Genomic DNA, 23,387 nt, shown 5'->3' on the forward strand with positions numbered 1-23,387 from the left:
TATTTCTTTACTCACCCTTTTGCTGCTTGATAAAATATAAGTAAGCAAGGTAGTTCTTTTACAATTGAAAGGAGGAGACTCATGATAAGACAAGCTTATTTTGTTTTAACAAGTAGCACTCCCAGAAATAATGATCCATTTATTTTTAAATGGTGCTTCATTGTTAAATGTCGTTTATCACCTATTTTATAAGGAGGCTAACAATGAAGAAAATACGACTATTATCATTAATAATTGCCACACTACTTCTTATACCGGCAAATATACATTCAGTAAAAGCAACCGATATTACACCGGATCAAATAAGTAGTTCTAACAAGTATTTAGAAGAAAAAGTTTATGTAGATAACAACATGTTTACAGGAGATCGTTATATTTATTTACGCGGTCAAAAAGCCGATAGGCCTCTTCCTATCGGTGCCACAATCGATTTAGTTGCATCCGTAAATGGTAAAGAATATGTCGTGACGTTAGACAAATATTCGGGGCTGGAGCAACTTAACGCTTACTCACCAAATGACATATCCGGATTAATTCCTCTCGATGAACCAATAGAAGATGGCGATTTAATCACTTATAAAATGATTTTGAGGGATGGCGATTACATAGAACAAACAGAAACATCACAATTTATAATTGATAATCCTCAATTACAAAGTAGCCCTAAAAAACTTCCTACCCCAATTATTAAACCGATAAAAGAAAACGATACTCATATCGAGCTCATAATTCCTAACGCTGATCAAATCGACTTTGAGGGAGCTACCTATTCTCCCATTACAATACAGACTGGTTTTGAAAGTATGCGAATTGATAGCTATAATCTTGACCTAAGTAGAGATATGATTGATAAAAATAATGAAATATATTTAAAAATCAAACTCGATGGGTCTTTTATGTTTAAGTATGCACTAGCCTTTGAAAAACTATCGGCAATCATAACTGGACTGGATTTGATGGAAGATCCTGAAAACGGCAATTGGTATTTATCCCGCTACTCTTCAAGTGTTGCTACCGAAATAGTAACTGAAGAATCCCCATTAGCTAATTATGAAATTGAAGCTCCTTATATAGATCCAGTTAAAAAAACCGACGATAAAATCACAGGTTACACTGAAATATTGCCATATTACTTAGGGGAAAAAATCAATCTTGATATTGTTTTAAGAAGAGCGGATGGAACCAAAATATCTGCACCAATCAATTCAGATGGGAGTTTCTCAATTCCCGTAATAGATTTAAACCCTGGTGAGCTATTGAACACCTATGTTCAGGCAAAATTCAATGGAACAGTAAAAAACGGCCCTACGGTAGTTCAACAAGTTGCTAAAGATGAAGAATCAATACCTGGAGATAAAGGAGAACCAGGAGATAAAGGTGACCCTGGAGATAAGGGAGAACCTGGAATACCTGGTAATAACGGACAAGACGGATTAGATGGTATCCCTGGAATTTCTGGTAAAAATGGACTACCTGGAATTAAGGGAGCTGATGGTTTAGTAGCTTCTAACATTGTTAGTTCGTCATTCCGTTACGAACCTAACAAAATTAGTCGTTCTTCACTTTTACCAAAAACCGGAGAAGAAAAAACAATTTGGACCGTTGTTGCTGGATTATTAATACTTATTATCATTTCCGGATACTCAGTATATCGATGGAAAATAAATAAAAAAGGCTGAGCATATTATATGCATGATCTTCAGCACGGATATATAATTAAGTTATAAAGTAAGAGATAGATAAGGAGGTGGTTCCGATGGGGTCAGAAGTCGAAATCACAGATAATAATAGTTTCAGCTCCAAATTCTCTAAAAGACGTCGCTAAAATAGCGAAACAAGAAAAACAGAATGCGTTATGTGGCTGAAGTTATTAGTTACAATTGAATATTTTCCCTTTAACAATCACGAAACTTGTGGTTGTTTTTCTTTTATCCAAACAAAAAAGGCTTCAGACAAATATGTCTGAAACCTCTTTATTTAACAATTGAATCAACAACTGTTTGTATACCTTCAACAAGTGAAGAATTCTCATTTACTTTAGTCATTTTAAATTTATCCGACCACCATTGTTGTCTTAGTTGACGAATTTCAGGAGCAATTCTTTCTCCAGTATTCCCTAATGATAATTTTACTGTGCGACCAAATCCAGATTGCTTATTAATATAATCTAACTTACTCATTTTATTAATCTCACGAGTGGCCAAAGCTTTATCAATCACTAATTGATCACAAATATCTTTTTGAATAATTTCTGGATTTTCATCGATCATCAATAGGATACAAGCTGCTGTCGGATTCAAAGAATAATCACGATATTTATCGCTCATATCCTTATAAAATTGTCGGTGCAATACTGAAATATCTTGTGCTAACTTACCTAAATCTTCCATTAACTATTCACCTTCTTATTGGCATTATCATATTATATTTTAGTTGACAAATCAACTTACAATTTATATGATATCTACAAGTTGACTTATCAACATAATTTAGGAGGCCATTATGCCAACAGAAAAAAGTGGTGCAGAAGCACTAGTTCAAACTATGATTAATCATGGTGTTAAATTTGTATTTGGTTTACCCGGAGCTAAAGTAGATAAATTATTTGATATATTAGAACAAAAAAATATTAAAGATGCTCCACAATTAATTATTACACGTCACGAACAAAACGCAGCTTTCATGGCTGGAGCAATAGGACGTATCACAGGAAACCCAGGAGTTGTTGCCGTTACTTCAGGTCCCGGAGTTGCTAATCTTGCTACTGGTTTAGTAACTGCTACATCTGAAGGTGATCCAATCGTTGCTATTGGTGGACAAGTTACTCGTGATGATTTAGTTCGTCGTAGCCACCAAAGTATCGCTAACAAAGAGTTATTATCACCACTTACTAAGATGAGTGCTGAAATCGAGGAACCTAACAACTTGTCAGAAACTTTTGCTAACGCTTATCAAATGGCAAAAGCACCAAAAAGTGGTGCAAGTTTCATCTCTATTCCACAAGATGTTATGGATGGTAAAGTAACACGTCCAGAAATCAAATCAGTTCATGATGTTGCTCAGGGTATTCCGGCACACGCTCAATTAAAAGAATTTGCTGATCGTATCAAGAATGCAAAAATGCCAGTTATTCTTGCTGGTATGCGCGCATCAGAACCTCGAGTTGCTTTTGCAATGCGTAATTTACTTAAAAAAGTAAACATCCCTGTTGTTGAAACTTTCCAGGGAGCTGGAATTATTTCTCATGATTTAATTGATAACTTCTATGGTCGTGTCGGATTATTCCGCAATCAAACTGGTGATATTTTGCTTAATAAGAGTGACTTAGTTATCACTATTGGTTACGACCCTATCGAATATGAAGCACGTAATTGGAATCGTGATCGCGAAGGTTCAATTATCAATTTGGATAATATTTTGCCTGAAATTTCAACTGACTATCAACCAGATTTGATTTTGCGTGGTGATCTAGCAGATACCCTTGATACTTTAACCGACCAATTCACAGAACAATTCAATCTATCAGCTGATACAACATCTTACTTAAATAAAGTTCGAGAAGATCACAAGTTAAAAGATCTTCCACCAGTATCCGATGATGAAAACTTAGTGCATCCCCTAACTGTCATTAAAGAATTACAAGAACGTGTCGCAGATGATACTACTGTAACAGTCGATGTTGGTAGCAACTATATTTGGATGGCTCGTCATTTCAAGAGTTACGAACCTCGCAAATTATTGTTCAGCAACGGAATGCAAACATTAGGAGTTTCACTCCCATGGGCAATTTCAGCCGCATTATTGAACCCAAAAGAAAAAGTTATTTCTGTTTCTGGTGATGCTGGATTCATGTTCTCAAGTGCTGAATTAGCAACTGCTGTTCAACACAAACTAAACATTATTCATCTTGTTTGGAACGATGGTTATTATGATATGGTTAAATTCCAAGCTGAAGCCAAATATGGTAAAGCATCTGGAGTTAAAGTTGGTGGTGTTGATTTTGCTAAGTACGCCGAAAGTTTTGGAGCAAAAGGAATAACTGTCGATAAAGACCATGATATTGCAAGCGCACTTGATGAAGCATTCAAAACAGACGGTCCTGTTGTAATTGATATTCCAATTGATTACCGTAATAACAGTGAACTAAATAAACAAATGATTGCTGATTCATTCTACTAAGAGGTAAATAATGAATAATAAAAATATTCTTTATCAACACGGAACATTGGCACTACTGGTTCCTGGTTTATTAGAAGGCACTATCACCATGGGCGAATTATTTTCTCACGGTGATACAGGTATCGGTACAGGACAGGGTCTTGATGGCGAATTAATTATGCTTGATGGAGTTCCTTACCAAATTGATAGTACAGGTACTGTTAATTTAGTAAAAGATGACTTCACCCTTCCTTTTGCAACTACTCATTCTGCTAGTTTTAATGAGTTTTCTGATTTCAACAATCTTGATATGTCTAGTTTTGAACAGACTATCATTGAAAAATCTAACTCTCAAAATACTTTTTTTTCCGTAATTACCAAGGGTGAATTTTCTAAGATGAAAACAAGAGCCGTGGCTAAGTCAAATAAACCTTATCCCACTTTAGTTCAGACAGCCAAAGAACAGAGTATATTTGAATCTGATCGTGTTAGTGGCACATTATTGACTTACTACTCACCTGAAGTATTTCATGGTGTAGCTGTTGGTGGGTGTCATAGCCATTTCTTAGCTGATGATCATTCAATTGGTGGTCACGTTCTTGATTTCCAACTTGAACATGGTAAGTCAGAAATTCAAGTCTTCGATACACTTGAACAACATCTGCCTATTAATAACTCAGAATATATGAATCATAATTTTGATAATGATAGTATCGGCTCTGCTATTGATGAAGCAGAAAAATAAAAAAGCATGCCAATTGGCATGCTTTTTTATTTCTTATCTTCTGTTTTTGGTGCTACCTTTTTTGTAGTTGTTGCTTTCTTTGTACTCTTAGCAGCTGTTGTTTTCTTAGGTGTTGCTTTCTTAGCAGTTGTTGTCTTTTTAGAAGCTGACTTTGTTGTGGCAGTCTTTTTAGGAGCTGCCTTTTTTGTCGTTTCTTTTTTAGCTGTTGTTGTAGTTTTCTTTGGTGTTGTTTTAGTTGTTGCTGGTTTCTTTGCAGTAGTCTTAGCAACTTTTTCTTCTGCAACCGCAACCGTTACTTTCTTATCAATTGAATCACCTGATTTTTTTGTTGGTATTAAAGAAACAACAAAAAAGAAAATTGAAATTGCAAATGAAGCAAACATCAAACTTGCTTCAAACCAACTAACACCATTGAACATGTAATTGACTGGACTACCATAAGCTCCCATGCCTAGATATCCAGCATACATAACATTATTAATGATAGTTCTAGAAATAGATGTAACCATAAAACTGATTAAAATTTGAACAATAAGCAACAATCCAAACCATGGTGATAGCCCAATATCTCTAAGTCTTCTAACCAAAATTGACGCGTTCGGAATTAGAGTGGCTAATTTCCAAATTAAAGTTATTCCAACTGCAATTAACAAGTAAACAATTAATACTCCTAAGGCATTAGACGTATTAGAACTATTTACAGCAATAAGTCCTATGCCGACTGCTATCAAAATAACACACATAATTGCAAAAACAATAGTATTACATAATACAGCCCACCAATAATCAGCTACTGTAGCCTTATCTTTAAAGTTAACGTATTTCTTCCAAAAATCTCCATATGCTTTAAGCAAATTTATATCCCCCGCTTTTTAATTATCAATAATTAAATTTTTCAATATGAATTAATGTTACCACACATTATTTTCAAACAAAATAAAATAATTAAGATTCATAATAATATATTCTATTTTTTGATAATAAGTTGCCCAATTACATTATTAACCACCACAACTGTTTTCTTATTTCGTGCTATTCTTTTATTTTTTTGTAATAATATATTTATGAATAAAAAATTTACTACTCAAAACCAAATTATTAATAAGCTTATTCAATTAATTTTCATTCTTGTTGGTTTGGAATTAATTGCTATGAGTGTAACACTCTTTTATGCACCTCATTCTATCGCTGCCGGTGGTGCTACTGGTGTATCGATTCTTCTAAATGAACTATTCAATATTCCTTTAGCTGCTACATTACTTGTCCTCAATATAATTATGTTGATTCTTTCTTATATATTCTTAGGCAAAGTTACTACTGCTAAGATAACTTTTGGAAGCATTGTGTTACCAGCAATGATTGCAATCACTCCTAAAGATATGGTGATTAAGGACACATTCTTATCTGCTGTAATAGGAAGTATAATTTTTGGAGTTGGTTTATCAATCTTGTATCGTTTCGATACACCTAGTGGTGGAACAACCGTCCCTCCAATGATTTTTAAAAAGTATTTCCACATTAGAAATGCTAATAGTTTGTTTGTAATTGATGCTATTGTCTGTTTAGGAAATATCGTAGCCGCTGGCTGGGAAGCATTCTTTCTAGCAATCTTATCAGTTGGTCTTTCTACAATAGTAATTAATTACATCGAAACTGGTATTGATAAGAAACAAATCATCTATATAATGAGCGAAACTCACATTGAAGAAATCAAGGATACTGTTATCAATAATATTGATGATATCGGCGGTACTTACTTCAACGTTCAAGGAATGTATTCAGAAGATGACAAAAAGATGTTAATGATTGTCACTGAATCACAAAATTATGGTGCTATCCTCAAAATAATTCGTGCCATTGATAAAGATGCATTCATCTTGGCTGACAGCATGGCCGAAGTTCATAACGGAAGCATATAAAAAAGGACTAATAATATTAGTCCTTTTTTATTTTATATTTCTTCACCGTTAGTTTTAATTACATTCTTATACCAATCAAATGATTTCTTCTTATATCTATCCATAGAGCCATTACCATCATTATCTAGATCAACATAAATGAAACCATATCTCTTACTCATTTCACCAGTTGAAGCACTGACAATATCAATACATCCCCATGGTGTATAACCCATCAAATCAACTCCATCACTAACAGCATCTGCCATAGCATTGATGTGTTCTCTTAAGTAGTCAATTCTATAATCATCATTTATTTGATGATCAGAAGTTATTTCATCTTTTGCTCCTAAACCATTTTCAACGATGAATAATGGTTTTTCATATCTTCCATATAACTCATTTAAGGCAATTCTTAATCCAATCGGATCAATTTGCCATCCCCATTCACTACTCTTCAAGAATGGATTCTTAGCTCCACCTATGAAATTTCCTTGAGCACTTTCAGAAGCTGCATTGGTAACATCAGCTACCATTGACATATAGTAACTGAATCCAATGTAATCCACAGTTCCGGTCTTGATATCTTCAAAATCAGAAGGCTGCGTTTCAAGATCTGATAATTTAATACCACTTTTAGCCATATAGCGATCTGTATAAGCTGGATATGCTCCTCTAACTTGAACATCCCCACAGAAGAAGTTGAATTCTTGTTCACTTTCTAAGTTAGCCATTTGGTTAACTGGATCTGAATTATATCCATATGAAGTAGCATAAAGAATCATTGCTCCGATTTGTAAACTTTCATCGATTTCATGACCCATCTTCACTACGCGAGCACTTGCAACAAATTGATTATGCCAAGATTGGAAAACATTCTTCTTATCTTTAGCACCATTAGAATTAACAAGCCCTTGACTCATTACTGGGAAATGTTCGGCACTATTAATTTCGTTAAAAGTCATCCAATATTTCACCTTACTGTGATATCTAGTTAAGACAACTTTTGAGAATCTCTCGTAAAATTCAATCAACTTACGATTTGTCCATCCATTATATTCAGTTACTAAATATAGAGGCATTTCATAATGAGAAATTGTAATTACTGGCTCAATATCATACTTCAAACATTCATCAATCATTTGGTCATAGAATTTCAATCCTTCTTCATTCGGAGTTAATTCATCCCCTTTTGGAAAAATTCTTGACCAAGAAATTGAGAATCGATATACCTTAAATCCCATTTCAGCAAACAGCTTAATATCTTCTTTGAATCGATGATAGTGATCGATAGCAACATGGTTAGGGTATTTGTATTTATCCTCATCAATTTCCCAATTAAAATCTTCACTATTAATGATATCGAATCTTTGCTTTCCACCCGGTAGTACATCGGCAATTGATAGTCCACGACCACCTTCTTTATACCCACCTTCAGCTTGGTTAGCAGCAGTAGCGCCACCCCATAAGAAATCTTTTTTGAACTTAGCCATTATTCATCCTCCTATATCATCAGTGATAGACCTTTTTCACCATATTTTTGTTCTGTTCCTTCATTTGTTTGATCCAGAATATCTAAATAGTTATCGCTATTAGTTACAACCACCATTACTGTTGTATCGTAACCTTGTTCACGAATTTTTTTGTTCTTGAAGGTTATTAATTTGTCACCCGTCTTTATCTTATCACCAACTTCTACAAATCCTTTGAAACCTTCACCTTCTAATTGTACCGTGTCGATACCAATATGAATCAAGATTTCTGCTCCATTATCAGAATTAATTCCAATGGCATGTTTTGTTGGGAATATCATTGATACTGTACCGTTAACTGGTGAATAAAGCGTATCATCTTCAGGAATAATAGCCATTCCTTTACCTAATGCTCCACTTGCAAATGTTGCATCATCTACTTTATTTAGAGCAATTGTTTCTCCACTAATTGGTAATTGAACTATTTCATTTTCGATTAATTTATCATTACTTGTTTCTACATCTTTTTTCTTGTCACTTGGCTCATCAATTCCAACAATAAGAGTTCCTACAAATGCAAGAATCATTGATAAGAAATAAGCCCCAATGAACCAAATGAATCCTTTACCCATATAAACAGGGAAAGTTAAAATGCTAGGCATATTAAATGCATTAGCGGCCGCTCCAGAAGCACCAACAATTGCACCACCAATACCACCAGAAATAATACCTACAATGAAAGGTTTCTTATATTTCAATGTAAGACCATAAATAGCTGGTTCCGTAATTCCAAATAGTCCAGTAACGAATGCTGAAACCGAAAGACTTTTTACTTTTTTATCATTTGTTTTGAAGAATACGGCTAAAGCGGCACCAGTTTGAGCTCCAATTGCAGGAACTGTCATAGCTGCTAATGTATCACGACCAAACTTAGAAATATTGTTCATCATGATTGGTACCATTCCCCAGTGTAATCCAAAGATTACAAGCACTTGCCATAATGAACCCAACAATAAACCAGATAGAATTGGACTAAAGTTATAAATAATTGAATATCCTTGAGCTAACAAATCACTTAGATAAGTAGTTACAGGACCTACAACTAAGAATGTCAAAGGAACCATAATAACTAGACAAATGAATGGTGTCAGGATATTTCTAACACTTTCATGGATTCGATCTTGAATTAAGTGTTCTAATTTTGCTAAGAAATAAACAGCCACAATAGCTGGAATAACTGTACTACTGTATTGTGCTAAGATCACCGGAATTCCTAAGAAAGTAATTTTTGTTCCTGCAGCAAATGTTTGCATAATTGACGGATAAATTAAAGCCCCAGCCAATGCCATTGCAACATAAACATTTGTCTTGAATTTTTTAGCGGCTGATGCAGCTAAAATCATTGGTAAGAAATAAAACAAACTATCAGCAGCGGCATATAAAATTATATAAGTTCCGCTCTTTGGATCAGCGCCCATCGCTGACCAAATTGCTAGAGCACCCTTTAAGACAGCAGCTCCGGCCATTACACCTAATATTGGTGAGAATACCCCAGAGATAATATCAATAAATCTATTTAATAAATTACCCTTAGAACCTTCTTCTTTTGTTGCTGAAGCTTCTTCTTTTCCTAGATTAGTTATACTCATAATTGCATCGTATACTTTACCAACACTATTACCTATAACCACCTGATATTGACCACCACTTTTTACAAGTGTAATTACACCATCCATATCAGATATAACTTGATCATTTGCCTTTGATTCATCTTTAAGTACAAATCTCAAACGAGTTGCACAATGAATCAAAGATTTAACATTTTCTTCCCCACCAACATTATCTAAAATGTCTTTTCCTAATTTATTGTAATCCATAATTTTCCTCCAATAAAAAAACTCAAAATATACCTGTTTAAAAAAACAAGTGTATTTCGAGTTTTGCCTACTTAAAGTAACAACTTCGAAAGTTATTATTTTTCTGTCATTAGCTTATGAATATGAATCATAAAATATAATTTATCGTTCTTACTCATATCATATTGATATTCAGAAACCAAAAACTTATTGATCTTTTCTGTTATTTCACAAGCTATTTGATACTTACTTCTAATAATGGTGTATAGCTCATTATCTTCTTCATCATCTTTATTCTCTTTAATATTCCCCTGAATTCTCTGAGCAAAATACTTAACATGATTTATGAAACGATAACCATTAATATCAGTAGTATCAATTTGAACTTTTAAACTGTAGCTAACAATACTAACGATTTGTTTAACCATTGCTGTTAACTTCTCGACATCGACGGAATTCTTTAAATTAGTATTTGCATTAATAAAATTAAAAGAAATAAATACCGCCTCATCTTCACTCATATTGATATCAAAACGTTCATTGATTAACTCTACGGCCTGCATACCAATCGCAAATTCTTTTGGATAATATCTCTTGGTATCCCATACAAATGCATTAGTCAGTGATTCCCCATCGCGATATCTTTTGAGTGAGTAATGAATGTGATCTGATAACGAAATATAAATTGACTCATTTAACTTCTTGTTCAAAATATTTTCTGCATTATGAATAATTTCATCAGCAACCAATAATTCTTCTGTTGATACTTCATTTAATATGCTTTTGAACTTAGAAGCGACATCTTTGTCTTTTAAATAAAAAGTCTTTTGAATCTTAGATTCATCAACAAGATCTTTTTTCTTAGCTTGGAATCCCAACCCCTTACCAACTAGAATCAATTCATTATCTTCATCATCAATAGTCATAACAACATTATTGTTAACTACTGACTCAATTCGCAATCTATAATCACATCCCTTCTAATAAAAAAACTCCACAAAAACCGACTACTCGGGTCCTGCGAAGTTTTGCCTACTTAAAGTAACAATCCTCTGTATGAAAACGTTTTTACACATATAATATTAGCATCAAAACCATTTCTTGTCTATATTAAATCAAGACATTATTACAGGTGAATCTTTACCGTATCTGAATTTTTTAGAAGTTTAGCAACCGGACAGCGTGTCTCTGCCTCATCAAGCATTTCTTGCGCCTTATTTGAATCAACTCCTGAGATACTTACTTTGGCATCAATATAAAACTTGTATCCCTTCTTATCAAGGAATTGTTGTACGTTAACTTCAACTTTAGATACAGCTGGTAGTTGTTCTTTTTTCTCAATATATTCCAATGTCGCACCTAAACACGTTGCTAACGCTGCGCCAATTAGCTGTTCAGGGTTATTCTTATCATCATTGTCATGTGGACCACTAGTAACAAAGTTAGTTCCATCACTTACTTTGACTATTCCACGAAGTCCTTGATCATTTAAAATAGTTGTTTGATATTCTGGTCTCATTTTTGATACCCCCTATCACTTCATTGCCATTATATATATATAAAAAGCACATCCCTATTAAGATGCACTTTTTCTAATCATTTTATTTAAGATTAACAATATTATAAATCCAAATACCACAAAAATTGCACTACCAAATCCAATTGAAGTTAATCCGTATTTAGATACGGTCATACTTCCACCGGCTGATCCCAGGGAAATCCCTAAGTTAAAAAACACTGGATTCAATGATGACGCCAAGACAACCGATTGTGGATATGATCTTTCTGCAACATCAAAGAAATGAATTTGGATAGAAGAACCAACCATGTTGAATGTTAGTTCTAGAGCTAATATCCATAACAAACTAATCCATGAGTTTCCAAAAACATAATAGATAGTCATGAAAAGGATAAATTGAAATACAAAAATATACGGGATTTTACGTAACCCATCATGATTGGCTAACCAACCAGCTATTTGGCTACTAGCAATTGATAATAAACCAATAATTGAAAGTAAGATACTTAATTCCGTAGCACTGAATTTCAAAACATCCGTGAACAAAGGTGCTAAAAAAGTGTTGAATAAGTTACTTGCTCCCGCATTAAAAATTGGAATTAAAATTCCTACAATAATTAATGGATCTTTCATTAGAGCTAATTGATTATTAGAATTAGTTCCCACTTGTGCACGTAAATCTCTTGGTAGTGACAATGCACCTAAAATCAGCGTAAATATTGCTAAACCAATCACTGCCCAGAATGAATAATGCCAATTTGCAACATGGGCAATGTATGTTCCAATTGGTAATCCGGCAACAGTTGCAATACTAAATCCAGAGAATATCCACGATAGCATGAAAGCTCGCGATTTAGGTGGGGCAATCGCATTCCCATAAGTCAGTGCAATTGATAATAATGCACCTGAGACAGCAGCTGTAACAACACGCGATAGCAAGAGCATCATATAGGTATTGGCTGTAGCACTCATTAAGTTACCAATTATATAAAGAACCATCATTACTATAAATGAATTAAAGTATTTATATTTACCAACAATTAATGTGACTAACGGAGTACTAACAGCATAAACAAAGGCAAATATGGTTACTAACAATCCCACTGTAGAAATAGATTTATCAAAATATCTTGAAATATCACTAATAATACCTGAAATTAAAAATTCACTACATCCTAACGTGAATCCAACTAACACTAAAACAACAAATTGAAATTTATATGTTCTCATATCTGCCTCCTTTCATTAACTACAATATTATAGAACAAACAGCTATTTGCAAGTAATTCGTTAATCACATTAAATCAGTTGTGAGAAATAAAAAAAGCAGACCAAATGGTCTGCTTTTTTATTTTTGTTTTTTCTAATTAAATGGTTTGTAGTCCATCTCCAAGCTTTCGGCAACGGCTTTTTCAGTTAAGTCACCTTGATAAGTATTAATACCTGTCAAAATTGTATTGTTTTTTGCAGCTTCTTTTAATCCTTTATTTGCAATTTGAATTGCATAAGGCATTGTTGCTGATGAAAGAGCTTCAGTAGCTGTCTTTGGCACAGCTCCCGGAATATTAGGAACTGTGTAGTGAACTACATCATGCATAACATATGTTGGTTCGTCATGACTTGTGATGGTTGTTGATGTAGCAAAAATACCACCTTGGTCTATCGGAATATCAACTACAACAGAACCAGGTTCCATACTCTTAATCATTTCTTCAGAAACCAACTTAGGTGCAGCAGCTCCTGGAATAAGTACAGCTCCAATTACTAAATCAGCTTTTTTAACAGCCGATGCGATGTTATGTGTATTTGACATCAATGTTTGAACTTTTCCGTCAAAAATATCTTCAATTTCAGCAAGTCTTTGAGCATTAATATCTAGTAAAGTTACATTAGCTCCCATTCCTACAGCAATCTTAGCGGCATTCACACCAACTGTACCACCACCAATTACTACAACTTCACCACGTTTAACTCCGGGTACCCCTGATAATAAGATACCTTTACCACCATGGTTTTGTTCAAGGAAATGTGCCCCTACTTGAACCGACATACGACCAGCTATTTCACTCATTGGAACTAATAATGGCAATCCACCATTTCTTCCTACCATTGTTTCATAGCCAACTCCTGTTGTCTTAGCATCTAGTAATGCTTTTGTAAGTTCTGGATCGGCTGCTAGGTGTAGGTAAGTATAGATTATCAAATCTTCTCTAAAGTAATGATATTCAGATTCTAGTGGTTCCTTAACCTTAATTACTAAGTCTGCTGACCATGCTTCATCAGCAGAAACCATTTTTGCTCCCACATTTTCATAGTCAGAATCAGGATACCCTGAACCAACACCAGCATTTTTTTCTACTAATACTTGATGTCCTGCTTTTACTAAGTTTGAAACACCTGCAGGTGTACTACCAACACGTTCTTCTTCATTTTTAATTTCTTTAGGAATACCAATAATCATAGTTACTACCCTCCAAATATTTTTTTAGAAATCACTTATCATCAATATAAAATTTCATAAAACTTTGAAACTAGTAAATAACATGCCTTATTGAATAGGCAACATAGATTACTAAACCAATCAATAACCAACCTAGGTAATTTAACCAAGCTGTCATTGGTAGATTAGTAAGCAAGAAAATACATGTTAAGATCGACAAAATTGGAATTGTATATCCAAATGGAATCTTAAATGGCCTCTTCAATTCTGGGAATTTAATCCTAATAACAATTACCGCTAATGAAATTAACGCAAATACACAGATAGATCCCACATTTGAGAAAGTTGCCAAATTTTTCAGATCCAAAAATCCCGATCCTATTGCTGCAATTAATCCTATTAACCATAAAGCTTGATTAGGACTACCAGTCTTTTTGTTAAGAATAGACAAATTACTTGGTAAGAATCCACCTCGGCTCATAGCCATTGCTATATTAGAAGATGCATATATAAATGCCAAAATTACGGCTAATATTCCAAGTATCGCTCCCACAGAAATCACTTGTGCCACAATAGGTTGGTTAATGGTGATCAATACATACGACATAGCTTCAGGAACATTTAACTCACTGTAAACAACATCCCCTGTCATTACCAAACTTACCAAAATGTACATCATTGTCGAAACCGCTAAAGAAATAATGATGGCTTTTGGTAAATTCTTCTGAACATTTTTTACCTCCTCTGCTGATGTAGCTAATGCATCAAACCCAAGAAAAGCAAAGAATACAGTAGAAGCACCTGTGAATACTCCACTAATTCCAAATGGAAGTAATGGATGCCAATTCTTAGGCTTCACATAGAAAGCACCCACGATAATAAAGAGTAAAATAATTCCTATTTTGACTAATACCAAAATATTATTAATCGTCTTACTCTCTTTCATACCACGTGTTAATAAGAATGTAATCATTAACACAATAATAATAGCCGGTAAATTCATGATCCCACCATCAAATGGTGAAGACGCTAATGACTTAGGGAATACAATTCCAAATTCTTTAAGAAAAGATGTGAAGTATCCCGTCCATCCATTGGCTACCGTTGCCGTGGTTGTGATGTAGACACCTAACATAGTCCAGCCAGTGAAATATGCTAATGTTTGTCCCATCGATACCCATGTATAAACATAGGCACTTCCTGAACTAGGAATAGATGTTGTCAGTTCCGAATAACATAGTCCGATTAATCCACTGGCTAATGCCGCGATAATGAATGAAAAAATTACTCCCGGACCAGCATCCGTTGCTGCAACTATCCCCGTTAATACTAAAATACCTGTTCCAATTATTGCCCCAATGCCCATAATGGATAGGTCGAACAAACCTAATGTTTTAGGACGTTCGCTTTGATTATGAGCAAGATCGTCAATACTCTTCAGTTTCATATAGAAACCTCCTGACCAATGTACTGCTAAAATCAAATAATATAATTCTATTAATGTAAGCGATTTCTAAATCGAGTATAACCTGTACATATTTAAATTAAAACAGTAATTTTTGAATTATTTTTTTATGATATTTTATTCACAAACTTTTACTTCGGTCTAATAATAACAAACCATTACACTCGCTCCAGATTGTGAAAAATAAAATTTAAAAAAGACACTGAATCAATCAGTGTCTTTTGTTCAAAATGATTTTTATTATTTAATATCAACATATGTTAATCCGAACATATTACTTAAATCTTGTAATTGTTCTGAATCAATAACAAATGATAGAACTGTATGATGTCCGCCACCAATAGTTAACCAGCCTTCTGCACCTTGTTTCCAACCTTCTTTTGGAGTCCACAATTGTTTAGCAACTGGTAAATGAGGTGTATCAGCTTCTGGTTTGTTCCCTGTAACATCATATGACATCAATTTGAACTCATCACCATAGTCAGCCATTGTAACGTCAACAGCATCACCTTCCATACCTGTAAACACAAGACGTGCCGGATCATCTTTATCACCAATATCTAGCGGATGAACTTCTACACGTGGTTTATCTGAAGCAATAGTTGGGTCAACTTCAAGCATATGTGATCCCAAAATAGCTTCATGTCCTTTACGTAAATCAAGCGTATAGTCTTCCATAAATACCGTTTGTTTGTTATGAGCCATAATTTTTAATAAGCGACCAAGAGCGGCTGTCTTCCAATCACCTTCACCAGCAAATCCATAACCTTCAGCCATTAACATTTGTGCAGCAAGTCCTGGAAGTTGTTCTAACCCTACTAAGTCTTCAAAGTTAGTTGTAAATGCAGTGTATCCACGGTCATCCATAAATTTTTTGATAGCAAAATATTCACGAATTTGATATTTAGTATTGTGTTCAAATTTTTCAGAAGAATTTTGTCCTTCAACAAAATCATATTCTTTACTTAATTCTTCATATTTATCATCAATGTCAGAGTCAGAAACAGCATTCACTTCTTCCACTAAATCACCAACACCCCAATAATCAACTGTCCAGCCGAACTTAATTTGAGCTTCAACCTTATCACCGTCAGTAACAGCTACATTACGCATCTTGTCTGCAAAAGTTACTACTTTAATACCAAATGATTCATTGTAAGCTACCGCAACATCCATCCATTTGGCAATTTGTTTTTGAACTTCAGTATCTCCCCAATAACCAGAGATAATTTTATTATTCTTACGCAAGCGTGCATTGATAAATGCATATTCACGATCACCATGCGCTGATTGATTCAAGTTCATGTAATCAAAATCAATTGTGTCGTAAGGGATATTATTCAAAAATTGTGTTGCCAAATGTAATAGAGGCTTTTGGAGTAACTTTGTTCCGCGAATCCAGTTTTTAGCAGGTGAGAAAGTATGCATCCAAGTAATGACACCTGCTACTTTGTCGTTGTAATTCACTTCCTTCATTGTCTCTGTAATGTTATCAGCTGTAGTTGCTACTAATTTAAATTTAACTGGATATGGCAACGACTTTGATGCATTTAGTTTATCTACTATTTCTTTTGCATCTTTTTTCACTGAACGTAGAGTTTCTTCACCATATAAAGATTGACTACCTGTAATAAACCAAAATTCATAATCTTCCATTTTTTTCATAATAATTCTCCTTTTTATTTTCTATTTGCATGTTCTTTTGATTTAGCGTTTTCTTGACCATAATAGGCATTAGCTCCGTGTTTACGATAGTAATGCTTGTTCAATAAATACTGTGGTGCGTGTATTTCATCACGTGTTAATTGTAATGCGTGATAACTTGTTTCTGCTGTAACCTCTAATACTTTAGCGTTATATACAGATTTTTCGGGAGTTGTTCCCCATGAAAAAGGACCATGTTGACTTACTAACACAGCGGGGACTGCATCAGGATCTAGTCCACGCCTTTTGAACTCTTTTACTATAACTTTTCCAGTATTCAATTCATATGCCTCTTCTATTTCTTCATCAGAAAGGGCAGGAGCTGTTGGAATATCACCAAAGAATGTGTCTGCATGTGTTGTACTTACAGCTGGAATATCCATTTTTGCTGCAGCAAACGACACCGCCCACGGAGAGTGCGTATGAGTAATTCCACCAATATTTGGAAAATGATTATATAAATAAGTATGTGTCGGTGTATCACTTGAAGGATTCATTTCACCTTCAACAACATTACCTTCTAAATTAACCACGACCATATCACTTGGTTTCAAGTCTTTATAGTCAACGCCAGATGGTTTAATAACAAACAATCCTTTTTCACGATCAATTCCTGATACATTCCCCCAGGTGAACGTTACTAAATCAAGCCTAGGTAATTGCATATTTGCTTCGTATACTTCTTTTTTTAATTCTTCAAGCATCCTATTAGCCTCTTTTAATCTTCAATATTATCGCCAGCCGCTGCTTCTACTGGTAATCCTGCCACGTATCTTTCAACAAATTTTTCGTATCCCTTAACACCCTTAGCTTCAGGGCTTAATGTCATACTTTCAGGATTTGTAAACACTTTATGATCTAAGTAATCATCTAAAGCTTGATTAGCATTGTCTTTAGCATACATTGCTAAAACAGCCATTCCCCACGGACCACCTTCACCGGCATTACCCATTACGGTAATGGGGATATTCAAGGCATTTGATAAAACTTGTTGTGCCACTACTTGAGTTTTGAACAAGCCACCTTGTGCAATCATGACATCAGTTTTGATTTGTTCTTCATCACTCAAAATATTCATCCCTATTTTAAGCGGAGCAAAGGCTGCATAAAGTTGTGTTTGAATGAAATTAGATAAGTTGAATTTACTATTGGGGGTCCTGATAAACAAAGGCCGTCCAGATTTAATGTCTGTGATATTTTCACCCGACTGATAACTGTAATTAATTAAACCTCCGGCATCTGGATCAGCCTTTGTTGCTTCCAAAAATAATGCTTCATATAACTTATTAGGTGTTAGATTAACTCCTAATCTAGTAGCAAATTCATTGAATAAACTTGCCCAGGCATTAATATCCGAAGAACAATTATTAACATGAACCATAGCTACAGGTGATCCATCTGGAGTCATTACGATGTCAATATCACGATGTACAGCTTTCAACGGTTTTTCTAGAACCACCATTGAAAATGCAGAAGTGCCTACTGAAATATTCCCAGTTCTCTTACGTACACTGTTGGTACCAACCATACCAGTTCCAGCATCACCTTCTGGAGGAGCCATAATACTCCCAGCGGTTAAATTACCTGTAATATCAAGCAAACTAGCTCCTTTTTCGGATAATGCTCCCGCTTGTTCACCTGCGTCTAAAACATCAGGCAATATGTTTTTAATATCCCAATCGTAACTTTTCACTTTTTCAAGACTTGAAAATTTGTTTAACATGTCTTTTGAATATTTATGTGTACTCTCATCAATTGGGAAAACTCCTGATGCATCACCAACACCTAGAATCTTTTCACCAGAAAGTTTCCAATGTACATATCCAGCTAGTGTCGTCACAAAATCAATATTCTTAACATGTTCTTCATTATTCAATATTGACTGATACAGATGTGCAATAGTCCAACGTTGTGGAATATTAAATTGGAATTCTTCAGTCAATTCATTTGCAGCTGATCCAGTAATATTATTTCGCCAAGTTCTGAATGGTACTAGCAGTTCATTGTTCTTATCAAAAGCTAAGTAACCGTGCATCATGGCACTAATACCAATTGAACTAATTTTTGTTAAAGGTATATGATATTTACTTTGTACTTCTGCTGCCAATTGTGAATAACTGGTTTGAATACCTTCCCAAACATTATCGATGGAATACGTCCAAACATTATCAATAAATTGATTCTCCCAAACATAGCTACCTGAAGCGATAGTATTAAAATCATCTGTAACTAGTACGGTTTTAATCGTTGTTGATCCTAATTCAATTCCCAAGGAAACATTTCCTTGCTCAATTGCCTGAGACGTTTTAATTAAATTCATTATTTGCCCTCAATTCTAAAGCGTTTTCATTATAACGATTTCATTTTAATATATTTATACGTATAAATCAATAGAATGAATAATTATTAGGACAAATAAAAAAGACTAACCAGAAATTTATCTGATTAGTCTTTTATTTTTTTAACACAGAGTTTCTTATGATTAATTCCGGCTCATAAATTATATTATCTAAATCTTGCTTCTCTTCAATTATATCCAATATCATTTTTCCGGCATCGTGTCCCATTTTTTCTTTAGGATGTTCAATCGTTGTCAGTTTCGGAGATATGTACTGAGATAGCTGATAATTGTCAAACCCAATTATTGATATGTCTTCTGGTATCTTTAAAGATAAAGACCTTACCAAATCCATAACTTGTATAGCTAATTGATCGTTATAACAAAGTATTGCTGTAGGTCGTTCATTTTCATTCATTAATAAAGCATTTTCTATTCTTTTAAATATAGCGTGCATATTATCTGAAGACTGATACATTATCATTTCACTTAATAAAGAATAATCACTATGATTCCGATAAGAATTTATATACCCATTCATTCGATGAACGCCTTGGGAATCATCTATTTTAAATAACCCTAAAATCTTTTGATGTCCATAATCAAACAAGATATCAGTAGCGATTCTCCCACCTTCAAAATCATTCATTTCTATATATGGAATCTCCAAATCAGAATAATGAGCATTAATAAATAAAATAGGTATACCTAAATCTTTTAACTTCATATAAATATCTTTATTGATGTTACTTAAAGCACTTTGTGTAGGCTCTACAATAAGCCCTGAAATCCCACTGTCCATCATTTTCAGTAAACTTTGACGTTCTTTTTCGGGATTATTTTGCGTGTTACTTATTAGAATTGAATAACCAGAATTTGATATGTATCTATCAATACCGGCAATAATATTAGGAAAAATATAGTCTGCGATATGTGTTGTAATAACACCAATCACTTTACTTTTTAATGGTGCATCATTAATCTTTTGCCAATCATCAACAAACATTCCTCCACCTTGAATTCGGTATACATAATGGTCATTTTCTAATTCTCCGATAGCATGACGAATAGTATATCTACTAACATTATAAGTTTTCATCAACTCCGATTCTGTCGGTAACCTATCATTCACCTTGTACACTCCGGAAAGTATTTTCTCTTTAATATCGTGCTCAACAACCTCATATTTGTTTTCCATGAATATCTCCATTTGAATTGGCAAGGATTTAGAACAGTTTATACGTATTCTTACAGATAATCACATATTTTATCAAAAAAACAATTCAATTCAACTCACCAGCGTTATATATACTATAAACATCCTACTATATTTATACTCTAGTTAATATCATAAATAAAATAAACAACTAATTATATTAATTAAAAAATATATTTTAAATATTTATACAAATAAATATTACCTATTGACATTTATCCGTATAAATTCTAATATATACACATTAACAAGAAAACGTTTACATAAAAGGAGAATTTCTTATGAGTGAAACTTATATTAATCCATTAATTATTCAGCGCGCCGATCCATTCATTTATAAACATACTGATGGCTTTTACTATCTAACAGCTTCAGTCCCCGCTTATAATCTAATTGAGATTCGCCGTGCTAAGACACTCAATGGTTTGGCACATGCCGCACCACGTACTATTTGGAGAAAACACGATTCTGGAGAAATGAGTCAATTAATTTGGGCACCGGAGCTCCATTTTACAAATGGAAAATGGTACATTTACTTCGCCGCAGCCGAAACAACAGATTTCGATGAAAATGGTATGTTCCAACATCGAATGTTTTGTATTGAATGTTCCAATGCTGATCCGATGCATTCAGAAGATGACTGGGTAGAAAAAGGACAAGTTAAAACAGATAAAGATACTTTTGCTCTAGACGCAACTACATTTGAACACAATGAAAATCTTTACTATGTCTGGGCCCAAAAAGACAAGGAAATCAAAGGAAATACTAATCTATACATTTCTGAAATGGAAAACCCTTGGACATTGAAGACAAGTCCTATTATGATTTCAAAACCAGAAACAGAATGGGAAACTAGAGGATTCTGGGTAAATGAAGGACCTGCTGTCATTAAAAGGAACGGTAAAATCTTTATTACATATTCAGGTAGTGCAACAGATGAGAACTACTGTATGGGCCTTTTGTCTATTGATAGCACACAAGACTTGCTAAATGCTAATAATTGGATTAAATCGGACAAGCCAGTATTTCAAAGCGACTTGTCTACTAATCAATTTGGTCCGGGTCACAATTCCTTCACAATAGCTGAGGATGGAAAAACAGATATACTTGTTTATCACTGTCGTGATTATACAGAAATTAAAGGTGACCCCTTATACGATCCAAATCGACATACAAAAATTCAAACATTTACATGGAATAATGATGGGACACCTAACTTTGGTAAGCCAGTTCCTTATAATTATAAATAATCTGGGAGGATTAAAATTATGGATGCTAAACAAGAAGTAAGCACAAGTAAAAATTTTTGGGGATTCCCACTTTCTCACTTTAGTTATTTTTTCATTTGGGCAGTTGTTAATGGATATTTAACGCTTTGGATGGAAAAAGTTGCTCACATGAATGGTACTCAATCAGGTTTAGTTTTCTCAATGATGGCCGGTATTTCTTTACTTTATCAACCATTTTTTGGAATTATTTCTGACAAACTATTATTTAAGAAAAATTTGATTTTATTAATTTCTATTGCCGGTATTTTTATAGGTCCGTATTTCCAATGGTTATTTTTACCAATTCTACACGTTAATTCATTTCTAGTTGCTGTTGTCACTGGTGCATTCCTTAGTTTCATTCTTAATGGTGGTGTATCAGTTGTTGAACAATATGTGCAACGTGCCTCACTAGCAAATAAATTTGAATACTCACACTCTCGTGTTGGTGGATCCGTTGCTGGTGTCGTTGCCGCCCTTGTTGCTGGTAGAATTTTCTTATGGCAACCAAATTCAATATTCTGGATTTGTTCAATTTCAGCTGTTTTCTTAACTTTATTACTTATTTTTAGTGACAAGATTAATATGGATAATGCTGCAGCGGCTGGTGATGACTCATCAACACTAGATATGAAAACTGTTATGTCAGTGTTTAAGATTAAAAATCTTTGGGTCTTAGCAATATTCTATATGGGAGCTTCTGCTATATTTGATGTTTTTGATCAACAATTTATCATTTTCTTTCAAACTTTTTTCCATTCCGCAACACAAGGTACTCTAGTATATAGTTACATGTCATCTGCACAAACAGCTATTGAGTTTGTCCTTATGTTCCCAATGCCATGGATTATTAATAAAATTGGAGCTCGCAATGGTTTAATTGCTTATGGATTCCTAACATGTATTCGTATTCTTGGGTCAGCTTTATCTCCTACATGGGGTATGGTTGTATTCTTCCGTCTACTTGCCGGACTAGAAATGCCATTACTACTAACTTCAATTATGAAATACATCGCTGGAGCATTTGATATCCGTCTATACGCTACAGTTTATGCTTTAGCATCAAACTTTGCTAAGCAAATTTCAGTATTTATATTCTCATCTGTTGCAGGTAGAATGTACGATATTATTGGATACCAACATACATATGTAATTATGGGTATTGTTGTATTCGCCATCACATTGTTTGCAGCATTTTTCTTAAAAAAAGAAGATCCTGTACAGGCTGGTGAAATAGAAGCTACACCTTCTGAAGTAAAGACCGAATAATTTTTTATAATCAAACAAAAGAAGGATAGATAAATAAAT

The 23,387-nt window shown here is 34.1% G+C and carries 19 protein-coding genes; 6 read left to right on the forward strand and 13 right to left on the reverse strand.

Features of this window, described 5'->3' with window-relative positions:
• Positions 1-203 precede the first annotated feature (203 nt).
• Positions 204-1,679 carry an LPXTG cell wall anchor domain-containing protein gene (locus tag RD055328_RS01435; protein ID WP_244087045.1) on the forward strand — a complete coding sequence of 492 codons (1,476 nt, stop codon included), beginning with the start codon at positions 204-206 and terminating at the stop codon, positions 1,677-1,679.
• 294 nt (positions 1,680-1,973) lie between these two features.
• Here the strand turns inward: RD055328_RS01435 and RD055328_RS01440 are convergent, their stop codons facing one another.
• Positions 1,974-2,390: a MarR family winged helix-turn-helix transcriptional regulator gene (locus RD055328_RS01440; protein ID WP_244087046.1), complete on the reverse strand. Its 417-nt coding sequence runs from the start codon at positions 2,388-2,390 to the stop codon at positions 1,974-1,976.
• Positions 2,391-2,502: 112 nt separating this feature from the next.
• Between RD055328_RS01440 and alsS the strand changes: the two genes are divergently transcribed.
• Positions 2,503-4,179: an acetolactate synthase AlsS gene (alsS, locus tag RD055328_RS01445; RefSeq protein ID WP_244087047.1), complete on the forward strand. Its 1,677-nt coding sequence runs from the start codon at positions 2,503-2,505 to the stop codon at positions 4,177-4,179.
• 10 nt (positions 4,180-4,189) lie between these two features.
• A complete protein-coding gene (gene budA / locus RD055328_RS01450) occupies positions 4,190-4,903 on the forward strand; it encodes an acetolactate decarboxylase (protein ID WP_244087048.1) in 714 nt (237 codons plus the stop codon).
• A gap of 26 nt (positions 4,904-4,929) precedes the next feature.
• Here budA and RD055328_RS01455 read toward each other — a convergent pair whose 3' ends face one another.
• Positions 4,930-5,757, reverse strand: coding sequence for a DUF805 domain-containing protein (locus RD055328_RS01455; protein WP_244087049.1), 828 nt, complete (start codon positions 5,755-5,757; stop codon positions 4,930-4,932).
• A gap of 210 nt (positions 5,758-5,967) precedes the next feature.
• Between RD055328_RS01455 and RD055328_RS01460 the strand changes: the two genes are divergently transcribed.
• Positions 5,968-6,822: a YitT family protein gene (locus RD055328_RS01460; RefSeq protein ID WP_244087050.1), complete on the forward strand. Its 855-nt coding sequence runs from the start codon at positions 5,968-5,970 to the stop codon at positions 6,820-6,822.
• Between the two features lie 32 nt (positions 6,823-6,854).
• Here the strand turns inward: RD055328_RS01460 and RD055328_RS01465 are convergent, their stop codons facing one another.
• The 11 genes from RD055328_RS01465 to RD055328_RS01515 form a co-directional block, all read right to left on the reverse strand.
• Positions 6,855-8,294 (reverse strand): glycoside hydrolase family 1 protein, encoded by a 1,440-nt coding sequence (locus RD055328_RS01465; protein ID WP_244087051.1) that lies wholly within the window; start codon positions 8,292-8,294, stop codon positions 6,855-6,857.
• 11 nt (positions 8,295-8,305) lie between these two features.
• Positions 8,306-10,150: a beta-glucoside-specific PTS transporter subunit IIABC gene (locus RD055328_RS01470; protein WP_244087052.1), complete on the reverse strand. Its 1,845-nt coding sequence runs from the start codon at positions 10,148-10,150 to the stop codon at positions 8,306-8,308.
• A gap of 95 nt (positions 10,151-10,245) precedes the next feature.
• A complete protein-coding gene (locus RD055328_RS01475; protein WP_244087053.1) occupies positions 10,246-11,091 on the reverse strand; it encodes a PRD domain-containing protein in 846 nt (281 codons plus the stop codon).
• Between the two features lie 164 nt (positions 11,092-11,255).
• A complete protein-coding gene (locus RD055328_RS01480; protein WP_244087054.1) occupies positions 11,256-11,648 on the reverse strand; it encodes an OsmC family protein in 393 nt (130 codons plus the stop codon).
• A gap of 57 nt (positions 11,649-11,705) precedes the next feature.
• Positions 11,706-12,878, reverse strand: a complete 1,173-nt coding sequence (locus tag RD055328_RS01485) for an MFS transporter (protein WP_244087055.1) — start codon at positions 12,876-12,878, stop codon at positions 11,706-11,708.
• A 133-nt stretch (positions 12,879-13,011) separates the two neighbouring features.
• Entirely contained in the window at positions 13,012-14,109 is a 1,098-nt protein-coding gene (ald, locus tag RD055328_RS01490; RefSeq protein WP_244087056.1) for an alanine dehydrogenase, read from the reverse strand.
• A 70-nt stretch (positions 14,110-14,179) separates the two neighbouring features.
• Positions 14,180-15,535, reverse strand: a complete 1,356-nt coding sequence (locus RD055328_RS01495) for an APC family permease (RefSeq protein ID WP_244087057.1) — start codon at positions 15,533-15,535, stop codon at positions 14,180-14,182.
• A gap of 258 nt (positions 15,536-15,793) precedes the next feature.
• On the reverse strand, positions 15,794-17,218 hold the full coding sequence (araA, locus tag RD055328_RS01500; protein ID WP_244087058.1) for an L-arabinose isomerase: 1,425 nt from the start codon (positions 17,216-17,218) through the stop codon (positions 15,794-15,796).
• Positions 17,219-17,232: 14 nt separating this feature from the next.
• Complete coding sequence (locus RD055328_RS01505; RefSeq protein ID WP_244087059.1) at positions 17,233-17,961, reverse strand: L-ribulose-5-phosphate 4-epimerase; 729 nt, start codon at positions 17,959-17,961, stop codon at positions 17,233-17,235.
• Between the two features lie 14 nt (positions 17,962-17,975).
• Positions 17,976-19,577, reverse strand: coding sequence for a xylulokinase (locus RD055328_RS01510; protein ID WP_244087060.1), 1,602 nt, complete (start codon positions 19,575-19,577; stop codon positions 17,976-17,978).
• Between the two features lie 133 nt (positions 19,578-19,710).
• Complete coding sequence (locus RD055328_RS01515; protein WP_244087061.1) at positions 19,711-20,793, reverse strand: GntR family transcriptional regulator; 1,083 nt, start codon at positions 20,791-20,793, stop codon at positions 19,711-19,713.
• 299 nt (positions 20,794-21,092) lie between these two features.
• On the opposite strand from RD055328_RS01515, the gene RD055328_RS01520 reads away from it, so the two are divergent.
• On the forward strand, positions 21,093-22,061 hold the full coding sequence (locus RD055328_RS01520) for a family 43 glycosylhydrolase (protein ID WP_244087062.1): 969 nt from the start codon (positions 21,093-21,095) through the stop codon (positions 22,059-22,061).
• Between the two features lie 18 nt (positions 22,062-22,079).
• Positions 22,080-23,348, forward strand: a complete 1,269-nt coding sequence (locus RD055328_RS01525) for an oligosaccharide MFS transporter (RefSeq protein WP_244087063.1) — start codon at positions 22,080-22,082, stop codon at positions 23,346-23,348.
• Positions 23,349-23,387 lie beyond the last annotated feature (39 nt).

The sequence above is a fragment of the Companilactobacillus sp. RD055328 genome, from assembly GCF_022835675.1.
Lineage (GTDB): Bacteria > Bacillota > Bacilli > Lactobacillales > Lactobacillaceae > BQUT01.